This is a genomic window from Streptomyces sp. NPDC005263 (genome assembly GCF_042872365.1).
In the GTDB taxonomy this organism is placed as follows: Bacteria; Actinomycetota; Actinomycetes; order Streptomycetales; family Streptomycetaceae; genus Streptomyces.
In genome coordinates this window covers 1,296,470-1,310,801 of record NZ_JBIAKJ010000001.1, presented here as the reverse complement: position 1 = coordinate 1,310,801, position 14,332 = coordinate 1,296,470, and the positions used below count along the sequence as shown (strand labels likewise).

Below are 14,332 nucleotides of genomic sequence, written 5' to 3'. Positions count from 1 at the left end.
TTGCCCTCTTCTGCACGGGAGTTGACCGATGTACCGTCCCGCGCATGCCGACACCCATGCGCTTCACGACCTGGAGATCGCTCGCCTCGGTGGCCGTCGCAGCCCTGACGGCCGCCCTCCTCACCCCGGCCGTGGCCCACCCCGCCCCGCGCGAGAGCCGGCCCGTCTACTCGTACGACAACGCCGTCCGCGAGGCCGTCTGGGTGGACACCGGACTCGACGGCGACGGCGACGGGAGGAGCGACCGCGTCGCCGCCGACATAGTCCGCCCCCGTGAACCCGCCCAGCAGGGCCGCAAGGTGCCCGTGATCATGGACGCCAGCCCGTACTACTCCTGCTGCGGGCGCGGCAACGAGAGCCAGCTCAAGACCTATGACGCCCAGGGCAACATCGTCCAGGCGCCGCTGTTCTACGACAACTACTTCGTGCCGCGCGGCTACGCCTTCGTCGGTGTCGACCTCGCCGGCACCAACCGCTCCGACGGCTGTGTGGACGTCGGCGGACGCTCCGACATCCAGTCCGCGAAGGCCGTCATCGACTGGCTGAACGGCCGCGGCAAGGCCTACACCACGCGCACCGGCGGCACCCGCGCCCAGGCGACCTGGACCAACGGCCGAACCGGCATGATCGGCAAGAGCTGGGACGGCACCATCGCCAACGGAGTGGCCGCCACCGGCGTCAAGGGCCTGAAGACCATCGTGCCGATCAGCGCCATCTCCACCTGGTACGACTACTACTTCTCCAAGGGCGCCCCCCTCTACGACTCCGGCCCCGACTGGCTGTCCGACTACGTCGACAGCCCCGACGCCCGCGCCAGATGCGCCGCCGTCCAGCAGAAACTCGTCGACGGGGCCCCGCGCACCGGCGACCTGACCCCGCTGTGGGCCGAGCGCGACTACGTCAAGGCCGCCTCCAAGGTGAAGGCGAGCGTCTTCCTCATCCACGGCATGCAGGACCTCAACGTCCGTATGCAGCACGTCGGCCCGTGGTGGGACGCACTCGCGAAGAACGGCGTCGAGCGCAAGATCTGGCTCTCCCAGACCGGCCATGTCGACCCGTTCGACTTCCGCCGCGCCACCTGGGTCGACACCCTGCACCGCTGGTTCGACCACGAACTCCTCGGCTACGACAACGGCATCGACCGCGAGCCCATGGCCGACATCGAACGCCACCCCGACCAGTGGGTCACCTCGAAGGCGTGGCCGCCGCGCGGCACCGGCACCACCACCCTGCGCCCCGCCGAGGGCGGCCAGGAGGGCGTCGGCACACTAGGCCTGCGCAAGCGCCACGGCACCGAGACCTTCACCGACGACCCGCAGCTCAGCGAGACCGACTGGGCCGCCCGGATCGACAGCCCGACCCCCGACAAGGCGGGCTTCACCACCGGACCGCTCACCCGCGACCTGCGCCTGTCCGGGGCCTCGAAGGTCACCGTCACCGCCACCCCGACCACCTCCACGGCCCACCTGTCCGCCGTCCTGGTGGACCTCGGCCCCGACACCATCCGGGACTACGGCGCCGCCGGCGAGGGCATCACCACGCTCACCGACCGCACCTGCTGGGGCGCGAGCACCGCCGGTGACAGCGCCTGCTTCAAGGAGACGCGGGCGAAGACCACCGCCGTCGACCAGACGGTCGTCAGCCGTGGCTGGGCCGACCTCGGGAACCACGCGTCCGACGCGAAGGGCCGTCCGCTCACCCCGGGCAAGGCGTACACCATCACCCTCGACCTGGGCGCCACCGACCACGTCGTCCCGGCCGGCCACCGCCTCGCGCTGATCATCGCCGGCACCGACAAGGACCTCATCGACCCCCCGTCCACCAGGCCCACCCTCACCCTCGACCTGTCCCGCACCGCGGCCCGCGTCCCGTTCGTCGGCGGAACGGCCGCCTTCGCACACGCCACCGCCGGCTCCGCGTCCGCCGCACCCGAGGCCACCACCCTCGACGGCGTGACCGTGCCGCGCGGCACCCACCGTGTCCCGGAGGGAAACTGATGATCCGTGCCCTGACCCTCACGACCGCGGCCCTGGCCGCCAGCCTGGTCGCGGTACCGGCAGCCGCCACGCAGGCGCCGCCCCGCACCGGCTTCGAGCAGTCGAACGGAGCCCGCTGGACCTCTCAGCCCGAGGAACAGGCCTTCCTCGCCGCCGTGGACCGGGCGAGCACACGTGTCTCGGTCGCCCCCATCGGGACGACGAAACAGGGCCGCCCCCTCCAACTCGTCCGGATCGGCGCCCGGCACGCCCCGAACAAGGTGCTGCTCGTGTGCAGCCAGCACGGCGACGAACCGTCCGGCCGCGAGGCCTGCCTGACCACCATCCGCGACCTGGCGTACGCGAGGGACGCCCCGACCCGCAGGTTCCTGGAACGCACCACCCTGCTCGTCGTCCCGACCGCCAACCCCGACGGCCGCGCCGCCGACACCCGCGGCAACGCCGACGGCGTCGACGTCAACCGCGACCACCTCGCCCTGCGGACCGCCGAGGCACGCGCGGCGGCAGCGGTCATCCGGGACCAACGCCCCGACGTCATCTACGACTTGCACGAGTACGGCGCCACACCCCCGTACTACGACAAGGACCTCTTCGACCTGTGGCCGCGCAACCTCAACACGGACCCGGCCGTCCACGACGAGGCCCGAACCCTGTCCGAGAGGTACGTCCGCCCCGCCGCCCAGAGCGCCGGCCACTCGACCGGCACGTACGGCATCTGGACCGACCCGGACACCGGCGAGCCGATCCGGCAGGTCGCCGGGGACGGGCAGGAACGCATCCTGCGGAACATGTCCGGCGTCAAGCACGCGGTGGGCCTGCTCATCGAGAGCCGGGTCGAGCCGCTCACGGACGTCACGGAGGCGGTCAACAACCGGCGCCGGGTCACCTCGCAACTGTCCGCCCTCAAAGGCCTGGTGCGGTTCACCGACGAGCGCCGGGCCCGGATCGAGGCGGTGACCGACTCGGCCCGACGCGCCGGTCACGCCGACGCCGGACCGGTCTACCTCGGCGGCGCCGACAACGACCCGCCAGAACCGGCCGAGGTGATCCAGGACCCGCCCTGCGGCTACCGGCTCACCGCCGACCAGTACGCCGAGGTGCGGGACGAACTCGCCCTGCACGGAGTGCGGACGAAGGGCACCTACGTCCCGCTCCGCCAGTCCGAGCGCGCCCTCGTCCCGCTGCTGCTCGACGAACGCGCCCCCTACCACCTCACGGCCGGCGAGGCGGTCACCGACTGCTGAACCCGGCCCACGGGCCCCGCACGACCGGGAGGCGGCCAGTTCTGCCGCCTCCCGGGCACATCCCCGGGCCACCACCACGCCGAGGCAACCGCGGAATATGTCATGCCGTGCTCATATTGGTCCCACTCTGGGGATACTCACAGCATGTCTGCCGCATACGCGACTTTCGGCCTGGCACCGGCGATGCGTGCCGGTGGAGTCCTCGCCGACGGGGGCTACCAGGTGCACCGCGACTTCGTGGACTTCATCGTCGACGGACGCCCGCTGCTCTTCCAGCTCTCCGACCTCGACGCCGTCTCCCCGCTCGCCTCCGACGTCCCACCGGCGATCTTCACCGCCCAGGTCCGCAGCCTGCTCCTGGAGACCGGGGCGCCGCTGCCCGACGGCCGCTACGTCGTCTACGGCTGCCCCGAGTGCGAGGACCTGGCGTGCGGCGCCGTCACCGCGGTGATCGAACACGACGGTGACGACTTCGTCTGGCGGGACTTCGCCTGGCAGACGGACCAGCGCGCCGACCTGGAGCTCAACGGCTACCACGGCATCGGCCCCTTCCGCTTTCGCGGCGCCGAGTACCGTTCGGCGCTGGCCGCCCTGCTGGACGGGGCCGCACCCGCCGGGCACCGCCGCCGGGTCCTGCTGATCGGCGCCCGCGTCGCCCTGCTGGCCAAGCTCGCCGCCACGCTGCGCACCATCGGCATCGGCGCCGACATCACCCGCGACGCACACGACGTCCCCGCCGACGAACTGCGCGCCTACGGCGCCGTCGCCTTCGGCCGCGCGATCACCCAGGAGGAACGGGCCGCCGTACGCCACTCCTTCGATGAGGCCGGTGTCGAGGTCGCCTACGTCGACGGCCTCGCCCCGATCGTGCCCCTCCTCGTCGCCCAGATCGAGCACGCCCTGGACCGCAGCCCGATGGAGCGGCGCCGCCTCACCCGCCTGGTCGCCGCCGACGGCGAGGCGGGCGTCGAGGTCACCTCACCGTGCCGGGTCCGCCTCACCGCCTACCGCCTCGACCGCCTCTACCGCACCCACACCCACGAACTCTTCGACGGCGTCCTGGAACCGGGCCGCCACCGCATCGCCCTGGACCCCAAGGCGGTGAAGGGGGAGTCCTTCGTGGTGGCTCGGACCTCGGGGAGTGTGCTGGTGGAGGCGATGGCGCACGGGTGACCGGGCGCGGACCGGCGACGTCGCCCATTAGGATCGGCGGTCTGATGACTGCCACTCTCGTCGCCAAGAACCTCACCGCCGGGCACGGCGACCGCTCCCTGTTCGCCGGGCTCGACCTCGTCGTCGCGCCCGGCGACGTGATCGGTCTGGTCGGAGCCAACGGCGCCGGCAAGTCCACCCTGCTCAGGCTGCTCGCCGGGCTGACCGCACCGGAGGAGGGCGAACTCAGGCTGTCCCCGCCGACGGCGACCGTCGGCCATCTTCCGCAGGAGCCGGAACGCCGGCCGGGGGAGACCGTGCGGGACTTCCTGGCCCGCCGCACCGGCGTGGCCGAGGCCCAGCGGGTGATGGACGAGGCCACCCAGGCCCTCGTCGACGGGGCACCGGGCGCGGACGACGCGTACGCCACGAGCCTGGAGCGGTGGCTCGGCCTCGGCGGCGCCGACCTGGACGAGCGGGCCGAGGAGGTCGCCGGTTCGCTCGGCCTGACCGTGGACCTGGACCAGCCGATGACGTCCCTGTCCGGCGGCCAGGCCGCACGAGCCGGACTGGCCTCGCTGCTCCTGTCCCGCTACGACGTCTTCCTCCTCGACGAGCCGACCAACGACCTGGACCTGGACGGCCTTGAGCGCCTCGAACGCTTTGTGAGCGGCCTGCGCGCCGGCACCGTCGTGGTCAGCCACGACCGCGAGTTCCTCACCCGCACGGTCACCAAGGTCCTCGAACTCGACCTGGCGCAGCAGCAGATCACGCTGTACGGCGGCGGCTACGAGGGGTATCTGGAGGAGCGGGACGTGGCGCGCCGGCACGCCCGTGAGGACTACGAGGAGTTCGCCGACAAGCGCTCCGCGCTCGAAGGACGTGCCCAGATGCAGCGTTCCTGGATGGACAAGGGCGTCAAGAACGCCCGGCGCAAGGCGAGCAACGACAACGACAAGATCGGCCGCAAGTTCCGCAGCGAGGCCAGCGAGAAGCAGGCCGCGAAGGCCCGGCAGACGCAGCGCATGATCGAGCGTCTCGACGTGGTCGAGGAGCCCCGCAAGGAGTGGGAACTGCGCATGGAAATCGCGGCGGCCCCGCGGTCCGGCGCGGTCGTCGCGACCCTGCGGGACGCCGAGGTGCGGCGCGGCGACTTCGTGCTCGGGCCGGTGTCCCTTCAGATCGACTGGGCGGACCGGATCGCGGTGACCGGCGCGAACGGCTCGGGCAAGTCCACCCTGCTGGGCGCCCTGCTGGGCCGCGTCCCGGTGGACGCCGGCTCCGCCTCCCTCGGCTCCGGGGTCCTGGTCGGCGAGGTCGACCAGGCCCGGAAGCTGTTCCACGGCTCGGAATCCCTGCTGGACGCGTTCGGCGCGGCCGTCCCGGACACCGAACCGGCCGACGTCCGCACCCTCCTGGCCAAGTTCGGCCTCAAGGCGGAGCACGTCCTGCGCCCGGCCTCGACTCTCTCTCCGGGCGAACGCACCCGGGCCGCGCTGGCCCTGCTGCAGGGCCGCGGCGTCAACCTCCTGGTCCTCGACGAGCCGACCAACCACCTCGACCTGCCGGCCATCGAACAACTGGAGTCGGCGCTTGACTCGTACGAGGGCACGCTGCTGCTGGTGACCCACGACCGCCGGATGCTGGACGCGGTCCGCACCACGCGGCGTCTGGAGGTGGCGGCGGGGAAGGTGACGGAGCGCTGACCTACGGGGTGGCCAGGCGACGCGCCAACGCCGGGTAGTCGACGACGCACCCGTCCGCGTCGAACTCGATGTCGCTGCGGAAGTCGCCGGAGACGAAGCGGATCCGCCCGCCGATTTCCGTCCGCCCGAGATGCGTGTACGTCTGCGCCGACGCGTGCACGGTCAGGTCCGGCACGGACACCCAGGCCATCAGGAACTCCCGCTCGCCCGGGGTGAGATGGAGCCGGTGGCGCAGCACCGGCATGGTGTTGGTGAGCGGGCACAGGCCCAGATCGCAGTCGAGAGCGCCGTCGAGGGCGGTCAGCCGTTCCCCGTCGGCGGTCCACCGGCCCTCGCCGTCGTGCCGCAGGTCGAGAGCACGGGTGCCGGAGGCCGTCTCGGCCTCCACGCGCAGCCGACGGGTCACGAAGGACTCGGCGGTGTCGAGCGTGTACGAGATCCAGTAGGGCTCGGGGGTCGTCCCGACCGCACGGCCGCGGGCCCGGAGCCTGTCCCCGTCGAGCTCCAGCCAAGCGGTCTCGTAGCCCCTGCTCGTGGTGACGTCCCAGGTGATGACGCGTGAGATCGACATGACCTCACCCTACGAGGGGACCGGGCCCGGACCCGGCGTCGCCGGACGGTCCGGGCCCGGGCGCTCAGCGCCTGCCCTTGTTGGGATCGGTGAGTCCCGCGCGGCGCAGCGCGTCGGCCATCGCGCTGTTGGCGGGCGGCGGCGCCTGACGCGAACCGCCGCCACCGCCACCGCCACCGCGGTTCTGCCGCTGCTGCGGAGGACGCCCGCCCCGCTGCCGCCGCTCGCCGCCGCCCGAGCCCTGCTGCCGCTCCTGCCCGGCCGCCTCGTCATCGAGCCGCAGCGTCAGCGAGATCCGCTTGCGCGGGATGTCGACGTCGAGGACCTTCACCTTGACGATGTCGCCCGGCTTCACCACGTCCCGCGGGTCCTTCACGAACGTCTTCGACATCGCGGAGACGTGCACCAGGCCGTCCTGGTGGACGCCGACGTCCACGAACGCCCCGAAGGCCGCCACGTTCGTGACCACGCCCTCCAGGATCATCCCGGAGGTCAGGTCGGAGATCTTCTCCACACCGTCCTTGAAGGTGGCCGTCTTGAACGCGGGCCGCGGGTCGCGCCCCGGCTTCTCCAGCTCCTTGAGGATGTCCGTCACGGTCGGCAGACCGAAGGTGTCGTCCACGAACTCCTGCGGCTTCAGCGAGCGCAGCACGCCGGTGTTGCCGACGAGCGAGGCGACCTCCTGCCCGGACGTCTTCACCATCCGCCGCACCACCGGGTACGCCTCGGGGTGCACGCTGGACGCGTCGAGCGGGTCGTCGCCGCCGCGGATCCGGAGGAAGCCCGCGCACTGCTCGTACGCCTTCGGGCCCAGCCGCGCCACGCCCTTGAGCTGGGTACGCGACGTGAAGGGCCCGTTGGCGTCGCGGTGCGTGACGATGTTCTCGGCGAGCCCGGACGTGATGCCGGAGACCCGGGACAGCAGCGGGGCCGAGGCCGTGTTGACGTCGACCCCGACGCCGTTCACACAGTCCTCCACCACTGCGTCCAGCGAACGCGACAGCTTCACCTCGGACAGGTCGTGCTGGTACTGGCCGACCCCGATCGACTTCGGGTCGATCTTCACCAGCTCGGCCAGCGGGTCCTGGAGCCGGCGCGCGATCGACACGGCGCCGCGCAGCGACACGTCCATGTCGGGCAGCTCCTGCGAGGCGAACGCGGACGCCGAGTACACGGACGCGCCCGCCTCGGACACCATCACCTTGGTGAGGTTCAACTCCGGGTGCTTGGTGATCAGTTCACCGGCGAGCTTGTCGGTCTCGCGGGACGCCGTGCCGTTGCCGATCGCGATCAGCTCGACCGCGTGCTCCTTCGCCAGCCGCGCCAGCTTGGCGATCGCCTCGTCCCACCGGTTCGCCGGGACGTGCGGGTGGATGACGTCGGTCGCGACCACCTTGCCGGTCGCGTCGACGACGGCGACCTTCACGCCGGTACGGAACCCGGGGTCCAGGCCCAGGGTCGCGCGGGTGCCGGCCGGTGCGGCGAGCAGCAGGTCACGCAGGTTCGCCGCGAAGACGTTCACCGCCTCGTCCTCGGCGGCCGTGCGCAGCCGCAGCCTGAGGTCGATGCCCAGGTGCACCAGGAGCCGGGTGCGCCAGGCCCACCGGACGGTGTCCTTGAGCCACTTGTCGGCGGGACGGCCCCGGTCGGCGATGCCGAAGCGGTGCGCGACCATCGCCTCGTACGAGGACGGCCCGGGCTCCTCGGAGGGTTCCTCCGGCTCCAGGACGAGATCGAGGACCTCCTCCTTCTCACCGCGCAGCATCGCCAGGACGCGGTGCGAGGGCAGCTCGGTGAACGGTTCGGCGAAGTCGAAGTAGTCGGCGAACTTGGCGCCCGCCTCCTCCTTGCCGTCCCGGACCTTGGCGGCCAGTCGCCCGCGCACCCACATGCGTTCGCGCAGCTCGCCGATCAGGTCGGCGTCCTCGGAGAACCGCTCGGTGAGGATCGACCGGGCACCGTCGAGGGCGGCCTGCGCGTCGGCCACGCCCTTGTCGGCGTCGACGAACGCGGCGGCCGCGGCGAGCGGGTCCACGCTCGGGTCGCCGAGCAGCCCCTCGGCCAGCGGCTCCAGGCCCGCCTCGCGCGCGATCTGCGCCTTGGTGCGCCGCTTCGGTTTGAACGGCAGGTAGATGTCCTCCAGGCGCGCCTTGGTCTCGGCACCCCGGATCCGGGCCTCCAGCTCCTCGGTGAGCTTGCCCTGCTCGCGCACCGACTCCAGGATCGCCGTCCGCCGCTCCTCCAGCTCCCGCAGATAGCGCAGCCGCTCCTCGAGCGTGCGCAGCTGCGCGTCGTCGAGCATCTCGGTCGCTTCCTTGCGGTAGCGGGCGATGAAGGGAACCGTGGAACCGCCGTCGAGCAGCTCCACGGCAGCCTTGACCTGCCGCTCCCGTACGCCGAGTTCCTCGGCGATCCTGCCTTCGATGGACCCTACTTCGATGGACCCGGGTGTCGTCACGATCCCGTACCGCCTTCTCCACTGAGGTTGCGCGGCAATTGTGGCAGGTGGCACGGACAACTGGGGGTCAGGGCGGTTTCCCGGCGGGCCGGGATGGGCCGCCGCCCGCGGCGCGTGGCCGCGGGCCCGGCGGACGTCCCGCGGCTCAGGCCCTGCCGCGGGCCGAGCTCGACGCGCCGCCGAAGAGGCGGGCCAGCGCCCGGAAGGGCAGCGTCACGACGGTGGCGATGGCCCCACCGATCTGGCGCAGTACGTCTGCGATCGCACGGAACACGAGTTTCCCCTTTCCTCTCCCGGCCACCACGACCGGGAGAGGAACGGGTACCTCGCGGACGGCCAGGCATGCTTCTTGGCCGTGACCAAATGATCAGCGCTTGCCGAGCAGATCCGCGGGGAAGGCGCCGGCGGTGAGCGCGGCGCGCGCGAAACCCGCGCCGAGCTCGGTCAGGCGCGCCACGCCGTCCGCGCCCAGGTGCTCGTACGGGGCCCGGTCCAGCCGGTCCGTCTCCCGCTCGATCTCCTCGCGCAGCGCGAGCCCCCGCTCGGTCAGCTCGCCGTCCTCGTCGAGCAGGCCACGCCCGCGCAGCCGCCCGACCGCGGCGTCCCACTCCTCCCGGGTCCAGCCACGACTGTCGGACACCCACTTCGGCGTCATGCCCTTGCCGGTCGCCGTGTGCGTGACCACGGCCTCCAGACCGTCGAGCTCAGCGGACACCAGAACCGCGAGGTGCCCGTCGCCCCGGTGCTCGCGCAGCAGGGTGGCCGCGTGCCAGTACGCCAGGTGCGGCTCGGTCGGCACCGGCAGGTCGGCGTGCGCGGAGTACAGCGGGCGTGCGGAGCGCGAGCAGCCCTCGACGGCGCGCAGAGCCAGGCGGGCGGCCTCCGCCATCTCCGCCGACGCGACCGTCTCCTCGCCCAGCAGGCGGCGCAGCGTCGCGTCGACGGCACGCGCGCGTGCCGCCAGGACCTGCTCGGGCGTGGCGGTCTCCCACACCGCGGGCACATGGCGGGCCACCAGTGCGTGCTTGTAGTTGTAGAACGCCGCCGTCACCGCGCCCGCCCCGACCGGCCCCAGCGCCGCCGCCCGTACCGCGAAGTTGACGGCCCGGGGGTGCGTGACACCGACCGCGCCCAGCTCCCGGCTCAGATCGGGGGAGAAGTAGTGCGTCGCGTGCAGGGTGTTGAGGACGTTGTGACACTGACGGCCCGCACGCGGGTCCAGGGCAACGGTAGTCATGACGAGCACGTTACCGACCGGTCGGTACCTCTTCCGGGTCCAGGTCCGGGTCCGGGTTGGCTTCGCGGCTGGCCAATGGCAGGAAAGGTGGGCTCAACGTCATTGCGGCCATCCCCGTGTCCCCGAAGAATCGTGTGCATGGCGCAGCGAACCGTTCTCCTCGTCCTCTTCGACGGCGTACAGAGCCTGGACGTCACCGGCCCCCTGGAAGTCTTCGCCGGCGCCGAGAAGCACACCCCGGGCACGTACCGCATCCGCACGGCCGCCATGAACGGCGCCCCCGTGCGCACCTCCAGCGGTCTGACCCTCGTGCCGGACGAGGCGCTCGACGACGCGCCCGACCCGCACACCCTGCTCGTGCCGGGCGGTCAGGGCACCCGCAGCCCCGACCGGCGGCTGACCGACTGGCTGCGTGACCACGGCCCACGCGCCCGGCGCCTGGTCTCCGTGTGCACCGGCGCCATCCGGCTCGCCGAGGCCGGACTACTGGACGGCCGCCGCGCCACGACGCACTGGGCCTACTGCGACAGACTCGCCCGCGACCACCCGGCCGTCGAGGTGGACCCGGACCCCATTTACGTGCGCGACGGACACGTCTCCACCTCCGCCGGCGTCACCTCGGGCATCGACCTCGCTCTCGCCCTGGTCGAGGAGGACCTGGGCCGGGACGCGGCACTCGTCGTGGCCCGCCACCTGGTCGTCTTCCTGCGCCGCCCCGGCAACCAGGCCCAGTTCAGTGCCCAGCTGGCCGCCCAGACAGCCCAGCGCGAGCCGCTCCGCGAGGTCCAGCAGTGGATCACCGAGCACCCCGCCGCCGACCTGACCGTCGAGTCCCTCGCCGAACGCGCCAGCCTCTCGCCCCGCCATTTCGCCCGGGCCTTCCGCGCCGAGACCGGTACGACCCCCGGCCGATACGTCGACCGGGTCCGGATCGAACACGCCCGCCGCCTCCTGGAGGACACCTCCGCCGGCGTCGAGGAAATCTCCCGCGCCAGCGGCTACGGCACCCCCGAGGCCATGCGCCGCGCCTTCGTCAAGGCTCTCGGGGCCGCTCCGGCCGAGTACCGCCGCCGGTTCCGCCCCGCAGCCGCCCTCTGAACGCCTCCTGGAAGGAAGCAGATGCAGATCGCCATCGTCCTCTTCGACCGCTTCACCGCCCTGGACGCCGTCGGCCCGTACGAAACCCTGGGCCGTCTCCCGGACGCGGAGACCGTCTTCGTGGCCGAGCGGACCGGGCCCGTGCGCAACGACACGGGCAACCTCGCCCTCACCGCCGACAGGACGCTCGCCGAGGTGCCGAGCCCCGACATCGTGGTCGTGCCCGGCGGGCCGGGGCAGACCCCGCAGATGGAGAACGCCGTTCTGCTGGACTGGCTGCGCACCGCCGACGCCACCAGCACCTGGACGACCTCCGTGTGCACCGGCTCCCTGCTGCTCGCCGCGGCCGGACTCCTCGCCGGCCGCCGGGCGACCTCGCACTGGCTGGCCCTCGACTTCCTGAGGGAGTTCGGGGTCGAGCCGACGGAGGAGCGGGTCGTGTTCGACGGCAAGTACGTGACCGCGGCCGGCGTCTCCTCCGGCATCGACATGGGGCTGACCCTGCTCGGCCGGATCGCCGGCGACGAACACGCTCGGGCCGTCCAACTGTTGACGGAGTACGACCCGCAGCCGCCCTACGACTGTGGATCCCCGCGCAAGGCGCCCGCCCACCTGGTCGAGGAGTTCCGCTCCAAGAGCCGCTTCATCCTGACGTAGGCACGTTCCAGCTGAAGCGTGGCTGTCTGCGTTCCAGGAACGCGGCGACACCCTCGGCGGTGTCGCCGCTGCCGCGTGCCTGCTCCGCCCAGTGGGCGTCCCGGTCCGTGCGTCCGTCCGCGAACTCCTTCGCCGCGGCCTGCGTCAGCTGTGAGCGGGACACCAGGACCCGGGTGAACTCCGCGACCCGCTTGCCGAGTTCGCCCGCGGGCAGCGCCTCGTCCACCAGACCCGAGCGCAGTGCCCGTTCGGTGTCGATCAACTCCCCGGAGAACAACAGGTACTTGGTCGTCGCCGGGCCCGCCAGCGACACCAGTCGCCGGGTGGAGGACGCCGCGTACACGATCCCGAGCTTCGCCGGTGTCACCCCGAACAGCGCGCCCTCCTCGGCGAACCGCAGATCGCAGGCCGCCGCGAGCTGAGACCCGCCGCCCACGCAGTGTCCGCGCACCGCGGCCAGCGTCGGCTTCGGGAAGGCCGCGAGGGCCTCCTCGGCGCGCACCGCGAGCCCCTGCGCCTCCTGGGGCGACCCCTGGAGCGTGGAGATGTCGGCGCCCGCGCAGAACGTCCCGCCCTCACCGGTCAGCACCAGTGCCCGCACGTCCGGATCGGCCGCGAGCCTGTCGAGCAGCGGTGGCAGGGCCCGCCACATCTCGGCGGTCATCGCGTTGCGCTTGGCCGGGTGGTGGATGACGACGGTGGCGACCGAGTCGGCGACAGCGTGCAGCAGCTGGGGCTCCATGCGCCGGATGCTATCCAGCCGCCGAGCAGCCCGGCGCGGGGAGGGTGGCGCGGGCCGGGCGGAGCGAACGGGGCGGGGCCGTCGCCCAACGTGTACATCCCGAATAGTTCACGAAGACGGAGTGAAGGGGACAAAGGAGGTCCCCTATTCGACTGTGACGTACGTCAATGGTCGGAAGCGCTCGATACCCGCTGATTTCTGTTCAGGTCTCTGGGCGGGGGAGCCGGTTCCCAACACTCGAGGTGTGGTGACAACCGAGCGTAAGGGTGGCGACCTGACGATGGACGACCACGGGCGCGGGTCAGCCCCTCGCCCTGTAGACGGGGCGGACGAGCCCCTCGACCCCGGGCCGCCGGATCCGCTGCCGTACGAAGGCGTCTGGCGGTTCACCGCGCCGACGGTCGACGCCTCCGTCCCGCAGGCGCGACACGCCGTACGGGACCTGCTGTACCGCCAGGACGTGCCGGTCTCGGAGGACCTGGCGCAAGGCGTGCTGCTGATCGTCTCGGAGCTGGTCACCAACGCCGTGCGGCACGCGGCGCTGCTGTCGCCGACACTCGCCGTGGAGATCGCCGTCGCCGCCGAGTGGTTGCGGGTGTCCGTGGAGGACAACCACCCCTACCGGCCGACCGCCCTGGAGACCGACCACGGTCGCACCGGTGGCCGTGGCCTGCTGCTCGTGCGCGAGATCACCCGGGAGGCAGGCGGGGTGTGCGACGTGGAGCACACCGCGAGCGGCGGCAAGGTGATCTGGGCCGCGCTGCCGCTGCGGCCCACCCGCCTGCGATAGGGCGGTCACCAGCCGGCGGACGGACCCGTCAGCTCCCTGACCGCCGGCCGGGCCGCGTCCAGGACGGTCATGAACCAGGACGAGAAGGTGTCCTTCGCATGCCGCTCGGCCAACTCGGCGGGGGTCACGAAGACGGTCTCGCCGACCTCCTCCGGGTCCGGCCGCGGTGCGGACTGCACCAGACCGACGAAGAGGTGGTTGTACTCCTGCTCCACCAGGCCCGAGTCCGGATCCGGGTGGTTGTAGCGGACCGTGCCGGCCTCGGCGAGCAGCGACGGGGAGACCCCGAGCTCCTCGTACGTCCGCCGGGCCGCCGCCGCGAAGGGTGCCTCGCCGGGATAGGGGTGCCCGCAGCAGGTGTTGGACCACACACCGGGGGAGTGGTACTTGCCGTGCGCACGCTGCTGGAGCAGCAGTCGGCCCAGCTCGTCGAAGAGGAACACGGAGAAGGCGCGGTGCAGCTGTCCCGGCGGCTGGTGTGCGGCGAGCTTCTCCGCGGTGCCGATCGTCACACCGTTCTCGTCGACCAGTTCCAGCAAGATCGCGTCTGCGGTGCCGTTCGACGGACTGTGCGTCGCGGTGGCAGGTGTGATCGGCATACCCATCCTTCACATCGGTCTACGCGCCCCAAGTGTGCCGTACGAAACCGACACTCCCGGCAGTGGTCGTGCCCGGCGCGG

The 14,332-nt window shown here is 72.1% G+C and carries 13 protein-coding genes; 7 read left to right on the top strand and 6 right to left on the bottom strand.

Annotated features, from left to right (window positions below; translation table 11 throughout):
- The first annotated feature begins 44 nt into the window (after positions 1 to 44).
- The 4 genes from ACFYRY_RS05970 (at position 45) to ACFYRY_RS05955 (ending at position 6,099) form a co-directional block, all read left to right on the top strand.
- Positions 45 to 1,997, top strand: coding sequence for a Xaa-Pro dipeptidyl-peptidase (locus ACFYRY_RS05970; RefSeq protein WP_389140474.1), 1,953 nt, complete (start codon positions 45 to 47; stop codon positions 1,995 to 1,997).
- Positions 1,997 to 3,241, top strand: coding sequence for a M14 family metallocarboxypeptidase (locus ACFYRY_RS05965; protein WP_389140472.1), 1,245 nt, complete (start codon positions 1,997 to 1,999; stop codon positions 3,239 to 3,241). Before ACFYRY_RS05970 ends, ACFYRY_RS05965 begins: the two co-directional genes overlap by 1 nt.
- Before the next feature lie 144 nt (positions 3,242 to 3,385).
- On the top strand, positions 3,386 to 4,414 hold the full coding sequence (locus ACFYRY_RS05960; RefSeq protein ID WP_389140470.1) for an oxidoreductase: 1,029 nt from the start codon (positions 3,386 to 3,388) through the stop codon (positions 4,412 to 4,414).
- 44 nt (positions 4,415 to 4,458) lie between these two features.
- A complete protein-coding gene (locus ACFYRY_RS05955; protein ID WP_389140468.1) occupies positions 4,459 to 6,099 on the top strand; it encodes an ABC-F family ATP-binding cassette domain-containing protein in 1,641 nt (546 codons plus the stop codon).
- 1 nt (position 6,100) lies between these two features.
- Here the strand turns inward: ACFYRY_RS05955 and ACFYRY_RS05950 are convergent, their stop codons facing one another.
- From ACFYRY_RS05950 to ACFYRY_RS05935, 4 genes are all read right to left on the bottom strand, one after another.
- Entirely contained in the window at positions 6,101 to 6,670 is a 570-nt protein-coding gene (locus tag ACFYRY_RS05950; protein ID WP_389140466.1) for a putative glycolipid-binding domain-containing protein, read from the bottom strand.
- Positions 6,671 to 6,734: 64 nt separating this feature from the next.
- Entirely contained in the window at positions 6,735 to 9,128 is a 2,394-nt protein-coding gene (locus tag ACFYRY_RS05945) for a Tex family protein (protein ID WP_389140464.1), read from the bottom strand.
- A gap of 145 nt (positions 9,129 to 9,273) precedes the next feature.
- Positions 9,274 to 9,402: an LPFR motif small protein gene (locus tag ACFYRY_RS05940; RefSeq protein WP_389140462.1), complete on the bottom strand. Its 129-nt coding sequence runs from the start codon at positions 9,400 to 9,402 to the stop codon at positions 9,274 to 9,276.
- Positions 9,403 to 9,495: 93 nt separating this feature from the next.
- The gene (locus tag ACFYRY_RS05935; RefSeq protein ID WP_389140460.1) at positions 9,496 to 10,365 is read right to left on the bottom strand and encodes a hypothetical protein; all 870 of its coding nucleotides are present in this window, start codon (positions 10,363 to 10,365) and stop codon (positions 9,496 to 9,498) included.
- 138 nt (positions 10,366 to 10,503) lie between these two features.
- Here ACFYRY_RS05935 and ACFYRY_RS05930 point away from each other — a divergent pair, with 138 nt between their 5' ends.
- Positions 10,504 to 11,463: a GlxA family transcriptional regulator gene (locus ACFYRY_RS05930; RefSeq protein WP_389140458.1), complete on the top strand. Its 960-nt coding sequence runs from the start codon at positions 10,504 to 10,506 to the stop codon at positions 11,461 to 11,463.
- Between the two features lie 21 nt (positions 11,464 to 11,484).
- On the top strand, positions 11,485 to 12,120 hold the full coding sequence (locus tag ACFYRY_RS05925) for a DJ-1/PfpI family protein (protein WP_389140456.1): 636 nt from the start codon (positions 11,485 to 11,487) through the stop codon (positions 12,118 to 12,120).
- On the opposite strand, the gene ACFYRY_RS05920 is transcribed toward ACFYRY_RS05925, so the two are convergent.
- Complete coding sequence (locus tag ACFYRY_RS05920) at positions 12,107 to 12,862, bottom strand: enoyl-CoA hydratase/isomerase family protein (RefSeq protein WP_389140454.1); 756 nt, start codon at positions 12,860 to 12,862, stop codon at positions 12,107 to 12,109. The two genes, ACFYRY_RS05925 and ACFYRY_RS05920, sit on opposite strands and share 14 nt — an antisense overlap.
- A 280-nt stretch (positions 12,863 to 13,142) precedes the next feature.
- Between ACFYRY_RS05920 and ACFYRY_RS05915 the strand changes: the two genes are divergently transcribed.
- The gene (locus tag ACFYRY_RS05915; RefSeq protein WP_389141112.1) at positions 13,143 to 13,652 is read left to right on the top strand and encodes an ATP-binding protein; all 510 of its coding nucleotides are present in this window, start codon (positions 13,143 to 13,145) and stop codon (positions 13,650 to 13,652) included.
- Between the two features lie 5 nt (positions 13,653 to 13,657).
- Here ACFYRY_RS05915 and idi read toward each other — a convergent pair whose 3' ends face one another.
- A complete protein-coding gene (gene idi, locus ACFYRY_RS05910; protein ID WP_389140452.1) occupies positions 13,658 to 14,251 on the bottom strand; it encodes an isopentenyl-diphosphate Delta-isomerase in 594 nt (197 codons plus the stop codon).
- Between the last annotated feature and the right edge of the window lie 81 nt (positions 14,252 to 14,332).

Bases quoted from the DNA above. Each gene is read 5' to 3' on its own strand.
- ACFYRY_RS05970 (WP_389140474.1), top strand. From the start codon at position 45: ATGCCGACACCCATGCGCTTCACGACCTGGAGATCGCTCGCCTCGGTG.
- ACFYRY_RS05965 (WP_389140472.1), top strand. From the start codon at position 1,997: ATGATCCGTGCCCTGACCCTCACGACCGCGGCCCTGGCCGCCAGCCTG.
- ACFYRY_RS05960 (WP_389140470.1), top strand. From the start codon at position 3,386: ATGTCTGCCGCATACGCGACTTTCGGCCTGGCACCGGCGATGCGTGCC.
- ACFYRY_RS05955 (WP_389140468.1), top strand. From the start codon at position 4,459: ATGACTGCCACTCTCGTCGCCAAGAACCTCACCGCCGGGCACGGCGAC.
- ACFYRY_RS05950 (WP_389140466.1), bottom strand. From the start codon at position 6,670: ATGTCGATCTCACGCGTCATCACCTGGGACGTCACCACGAGCAGGGGC.
- ACFYRY_RS05935 (WP_389140460.1), bottom strand. From the start codon at position 10,365: ATGACTACCGTTGCCCTGGACCCGCGTGCGGGCCGTCAGTGTCACAAC.
- ACFYRY_RS05930 (WP_389140458.1), top strand. From the start codon at position 10,504: ATGGCGCAGCGAACCGTTCTCCTCGTCCTCTTCGACGGCGTACAGAGC.
- ACFYRY_RS05925 (WP_389140456.1), top strand. From the start codon at position 11,485: ATGCAGATCGCCATCGTCCTCTTCGACCGCTTCACCGCCCTGGACGCC.
- ACFYRY_RS05920 (WP_389140454.1), bottom strand. From the start codon at position 12,862: ATGGAGCCCCAGCTGCTGCACGCTGTCGCCGACTCGGTCGCCACCGTC.
- ACFYRY_RS05915 (WP_389141112.1), top strand. From the start codon at position 13,143: ATGGACGACCACGGGCGCGGGTCAGCCCCTCGCCCTGTAGACGGGGCG.
- idi (WP_389140452.1), bottom strand. From the start codon at position 14,251: ATGCCGATCACACCTGCCACCGCGACGCACAGTCCGTCGAACGGCACC.